Annotated in this window: 6 protein-coding genes; 1 reads left to right on the forward strand and 5 read right to left on the reverse strand. The window is 73.8% G+C overall.

Going from position 1 to position 4,516, the window contains the following annotated elements; all coding sequences use genetic code 11:
- The 4 genes from AA75_RS27075 to AA75_RS27090 form a co-directional block, all read right to left on the reverse strand.
- Window positions 1-372: hypothetical protein (locus AA75_RS27075; protein WP_033822889.1), on the reverse strand; the 372-nt coding region annotated here is incomplete at its 3' end.
- A complete protein-coding gene (locus AA75_RS27080) occupies window positions 342-794 on the reverse strand; it encodes a hypothetical protein (RefSeq protein ID WP_233289208.1) in 453 nt (150 codons plus the stop codon). The genes AA75_RS27080 and AA75_RS27075, both read right to left, overlap by 31 nt.
- Window positions 795-908: 114 nt before the next feature.
- Window positions 909-1,307 (reverse strand): ACT domain-containing protein, encoded by a 399-nt coding sequence (locus tag AA75_RS27085; RefSeq protein WP_033822890.1) that lies wholly within the window; start codon window positions 1,305-1,307, stop codon window positions 909-911.
- A 96-nt stretch (window positions 1,308-1,403) separates the two neighbouring features.
- Entirely contained in the window at window positions 1,404-2,030 is a 627-nt protein-coding gene (locus tag AA75_RS27090) for a TetR/AcrR family transcriptional regulator (RefSeq protein WP_033822891.1), read from the reverse strand.
- Window positions 2,031-2,193: 163 nt separating this feature from the next.
- Here AA75_RS27090 and AA75_RS27095 point away from each other — a divergent pair, with 163 nt between their 5' ends.
- Entirely contained in the window at window positions 2,194-3,651 is a 1,458-nt protein-coding gene (locus AA75_RS27095; RefSeq protein ID WP_033822892.1) for an amidase, read from the forward strand.
- Between the two features lie 76 nt (window positions 3,652-3,727).
- On the opposite strand, the gene AA75_RS27100 is transcribed toward AA75_RS27095, so the two are convergent.
- The gene (locus AA75_RS27100) at window positions 3,728-4,309 is read right to left on the reverse strand and encodes a dihydrofolate reductase family protein (RefSeq protein ID WP_033822893.1); all 582 of its coding nucleotides are present in this window, start codon (window positions 4,307-4,309) and stop codon (window positions 3,728-3,730) included.
- Between the last annotated feature and the right edge of the window lie 207 nt (window positions 4,310-4,516).

Genomic DNA, 4,516 nt, shown 5'->3' on the forward strand with positions numbered 1-4,516 from the left:
CCCCCCCTGCCGCAGCAGGCGGTGGCCGACCGCGGGGACGCCCGCCGCGGCCAGCACCGCGCAGGTGGCCACCTTGTCGGCGGCGACGGCGGCCGCGGCGGCGTCGTTCAGCGGGAACTCGTAGCCGACGACGTGGGTGTGCCGCCCGCCCCGGCGCAGCTCGGCCACCCAGCCCCGGGAGTGCCAGGTGAGGTCCGCGCCCGCCAGGGCCGCCGCCCGGGTCAGCTGCGCGGTGAAGTACGGCCGCCGCCCGGCCTGCGCCGCGGGCCGGCGCAGCGCGAGGGCCCGCTCGGTGGGAGCGGGCCCGGCGGGCGGACGGGCCGCGGGGCCCGGTCGGCGGCTCAGAACGCCGGCTCCTTGTGGTACACGCACAGCGCCCAGATCACGAAGACGTCGATGGCCAGCAGCACCAGTGACCACAGCGGGTAGTAGGGCAGCGAGAGGAAGGCGGCGATCGCGCTCAGCGAGGCGAAGAAGATGCCGCCGATCCGGGCCCAGGTGGCGGCCCGCAGCAGGCCGAGTCCGGTGAGCGTGATCAGGACGCCCAGGACCAGGTGGATCCAGCCCCAGCTGGTGAGGTCCAGCCGGAAGACGTACCGGGGCGTGGTGACGAACAGGTCGTCGTCGGCGATGGCCATGATCCCCTGGAAGATCTCCAGGATCCCGTTGACCAGCAGCATCACGGCGGCGAACAGCACCAGCCCGGTGACCCAGGCGGTGTTCTCGCCGTCGTCGTAGGAGTCGTAGGAGCTGCCGGTCGGCGGCGGGCCGGTCGGGCCGGAGGCAGTACTCATGGATCCTCCTCGGGTGAGGCACTGTCACCCGACCTTCGACCCGCCCGGGACGGGCCGGCAATCCGGCGGCGCCGTCCGGGTGACCCCTCCCGCGGGACCGGCCCCGGGCGGAGGTCAGGGCTGCTGCGCCGCCAGCTCCTGCAGCGCGGCCACCGCCCGGTCCGCCTCGTCGGCGCCGACGAACAGGTGGTCGTGGTGGAAGCCCGCCACCACGTTGCAGCTGATGCCGTGTCCGGCCAGGTGCCCGGCGACGGCGGCGGTGAGTCCGACGGCGTCCAGCGCGGAGTGGATCTGCAGGGTGATCCAGGCGGCCACGTAGTCGTAGCGCAGCCCCAGCGCGTCGGCCTCCTCCTGCGCCACGACCACGGTCGGGCCTTCGGCCTCGGCGACCGTGACCACCGGCCGGAGCCCGGTGGGCACCTTGCCGGGGAGGGTGCAGTACACGTACCGGCCGGGGTTGAGCACCGGGCGCATACCGCCGAGCAGCTTCTGGAGATCGCGTTCGCCTGCCATGCCGCCACCGTAGTGCGGGGGGACCCGGCGGCGGGGCGCGACGCACCTGTCCCGCCCGGGGGAAGTACCCGGCCCGGTCCGGGCCCGGGGACGGGGTCAGCCCGCGGGCCGGGCCCCCGCGCCGGTCCCGGGGGCGGGGTGGCGGTCCAGGACGGCCTCGACGATCCGCATCAGCCGCTCGCCCGCGTCCCGGACGCTGCCGTTCTGCGCGCTCACCTGGGCGCCTTCGAGAGCGAAGGTGATCTCCGCGGCGGCCTGGTCCGGATCGGACATCCCGGCCCCGGCGCACAGGTCGGCGAGCCGGCGCAGCTGGCCGGCCTTGTGGGCCTCGATCAGGCGGCGGGCGGGGTGGGTGCGGTCGGGCAGTGCCGCGATGGCGTTGATGAACGGGCACCCCCGGTGGGAGATCCCGGGAAGTCCGTCGGCGATGAACCGGGCCATCCCCAGGATCTGCGCCCGGGGCTCGTCGGGGTGCGCGTCCCGGCACCGGTCGAAGGCGGCGGTGTAGTCGGCCGCGACGATCCGCAGCCACTCCTCGACCAGCGCGTCCTTGGTCGCGAAGTGGCGGTACAGCGCCATCTTGGTGGTCGCGGCCCGGTCGGCGATGGCCTGCACCCCGACCGCCTTGATCCCTTCGCGGGAGAAGAGCTCCTCCGCCGCGTCGAGGATCCGCTCCCGGGGCGGCAGCTTGGCCACCCGGGTCTGCCTGCTGACTCTGTCCATGTCCGCCGTTCGGCCCCTCGTCCGGTGGGGTGTCGTCTCCGCCGGGGTGTCGTACTGCCCCGCCCGCAATGCTACGGTACCGACCAGTCCCAAGCGATACCTATCGGTATCGCTGGATACCGAATGGTATCGATGCTGGCGCCGACCCCCTGAACGGATGACCATGAAGCTCTCCGAGTACGTGACCTACGACGGCGTCGGCCTGGCCGACCTGGTGGCGCGCGGCGAGGTGACCGCCGCGGAACTCGCCTCGGCCGCCCAGCGGGCCGTCGAGGCGGTGAACCCGCAGATCAACGCCGTGGTCGAGACCTGGCCCGCGCAGGACGCGCCGATCCCGGGCTCCACACCGCTGGCGGGGGTGCCGTTCCTGATCAAGGACCTCGCCGTCGCGATGGCCGGCAAGCGGGTCGAACTGGGCAGCCGGATCGCCGCGGGGAACGTCGCCGCGGCCGATTCGGCGCTCATGACGCGCTTCCGCCGGGCCGGACTGGTGACGCTCGGGCGCACCACGACCCCAGAGTTCGCCTACAGCACCACCACGGAGGGCGTCCTGTACGGCGCCACCCGCAACCCCTGGGATCCGGCCCGCAGCCCCGGCGGCTCCAGCGGCGGCTCGGGAGCCGCCGTCGCCGCGGGCATCGTCCCGATCGCCCACGCCACCGACGCGGCGGGCTCCATCCGGGTCCCCGCCGCCGCCAACGGCCTGTTCGGGCTGAAGCCGACCCGGGGCCGGATCTCCATGGGCCCCGACGCGGACGAGGTCTTCAACGGGCTCGCCGTCCACGGCGCCCTCAGCCGCTCGGTACGCGACAGCGCCACGCTGCTGGACCTCGTCCATGGCCCCGAGGCCGGCGACCCCTACGCCGCCCGGCCGCCGCAGCGGCCCTACGCGCAGGAGACCACGCGCGCCCCGGGCAGCCTGCGGATCGGCCTGCTCACCCGGCCCTGGGGCGGCCGGGCCGTCGAACGCACGGTGGTCGACGCCACGCTGCGCGCCGCACGGCTCGCCGAGAGCCTCGGGCACCGGGTCGACGAGGTCGAGGTCGGCCTCGGCGTCGACTGGGAGGAGTTCGTCCTGGCCAACGCCCGCCTGTGGAGCACCAACCTGGTGACCTGGATCGACGCCTTCGCCGCGGCCTCCGGCCGGCCCGTCGACGACACCACGCTCGAACCCGAGATGCTGGCCGGCTACGCCTACGGACAGCGGGTCGGCGGGACCGAGTTCGTCCACGCGCTCGCGATGCGCAACAGCGTCGCGCGCGCGATCGGCCGGTACTTCGCCGACTACGACCTGCTGCTCACCCCGACCCTGCCCGAACTGCCGGTCCTCCTGGGCGCCTACGCCGAAGGGGCCGAGGGTACCGACGGTCTCGGCTGGCTCGGGCAGCTCATGCACCGCTCGCCGTTCACCGCCGCGTTCAACGTCGCGGGCACCCCGGCGATGTCGGTCCCCCTGGAGACCGACCCCGCCACCGGACTCCCCATCGGCATCCAGTTCGCCGCGGGATACGGACGCGAGGACGTCCTCTTCCGCCTCGCCGGCCAGCTCGAACAGGCCGCCCCCTGGGCCCGGCGCACTCCTCCCGTCCGGGCCGGCGGCCACGACGGGGCCGTCCTGTGACAGGCGACCCGGACCGATCGCCGTCGACGTCGGACCGCCGCACGGGACGTGCGGGGCGGACCGGCCCCGGCTGCGGTCAGCGGCGCACCCGGTAGCGCAGGTGGAGCACCCGGTCGGCCTGGATCGCCACGTCAGGATCGTCCAGCAGGTGCTGCGCCCGGACCGACCCGAAGTAGCGCTTGCCGGACCCGAACACGACCGGAACGACGTCCATGCGCACCTCGTCGATCAGGCCCGCGGCGAGCACCTGGCCACCGACGTCGCCGGCGGCGACCTCGACGATGCGGTCACCCGCGAGCTCCTGCGCCTCCGTCATGGCCGCCTCGACGCCTTCGACGAAGTGGAACGGCGCCCCGGGGTCCCAGCCCTCGGGCGCAGGCCGGTGCGTCACGACGACCACGTGGTCGATCCCGCCCGGCGGCTTCCCGTCCCAGCCGTCCGTCAGGTCGAAGACGTGGCGGCCGACGATCGTGACTCCGATCCGGTCCCAGTACGGCCGGGTGTAGTCGTAGGACGTCTGCGACACCTTCAGCGCGCCGCTCCCGTCCAGCGGGACGTCACCGCTGGACAGCCAGTCGAACAGCGGTCCTGGCCGGTCGTTCTCGTCCGCGATGAAGCCGTCCACCGACACCGAGCCGTACATGACCGCCTTGCCCACGGGGCTCTCCTCTGCTTCGGGGTGTCCAAGTTAGCCGGGACCTGACCTGCGGCGGTCCGACCGCGCCGGCACGGGCGTTGCCTTCCGACAGTCACCGATATATCGTTGAGCTATCGGGATGCTTCGTTGGGAGGTGTCCGCAGCGGGAAGGGGTGCGTCATGCGCTCAGGAATGCGAAATCGGGGGATGGGTCGCCGTGGACGGCGA

It is taken from the genome of Kitasatospora sp. MBT63 (genome assembly GCF_000710465.2).
In the GTDB taxonomy this organism is placed as follows: Bacteria; Actinomycetota; Actinomycetes; order Streptomycetales; family Streptomycetaceae; genus Kitasatospora.

Bases quoted from the DNA above. Each gene is read 5' to 3' on its own strand.
- AA75_RS27080 (WP_233289208.1), bottom strand. From the start codon at position 794: ATGAGTACTGCCTCCGGCCCGACCGGCCCGCCGCCGACCGGCAGCTCC.
- AA75_RS27085 (WP_033822890.1), bottom strand. From the start codon at position 1,307: ATGGCAGGCGAACGCGATCTCCAGAAGCTGCTCGGCGGTATGCGCCCG.
- AA75_RS27090 (WP_033822891.1), bottom strand. From the start codon at position 2,030: ATGGACAGAGTCAGCAGGCAGACCCGGGTGGCCAAGCTGCCGCCCCGG.
- AA75_RS27095 (WP_033822892.1), top strand. From the start codon at position 2,194: ATGAAGCTCTCCGAGTACGTGACCTACGACGGCGTCGGCCTGGCCGAC.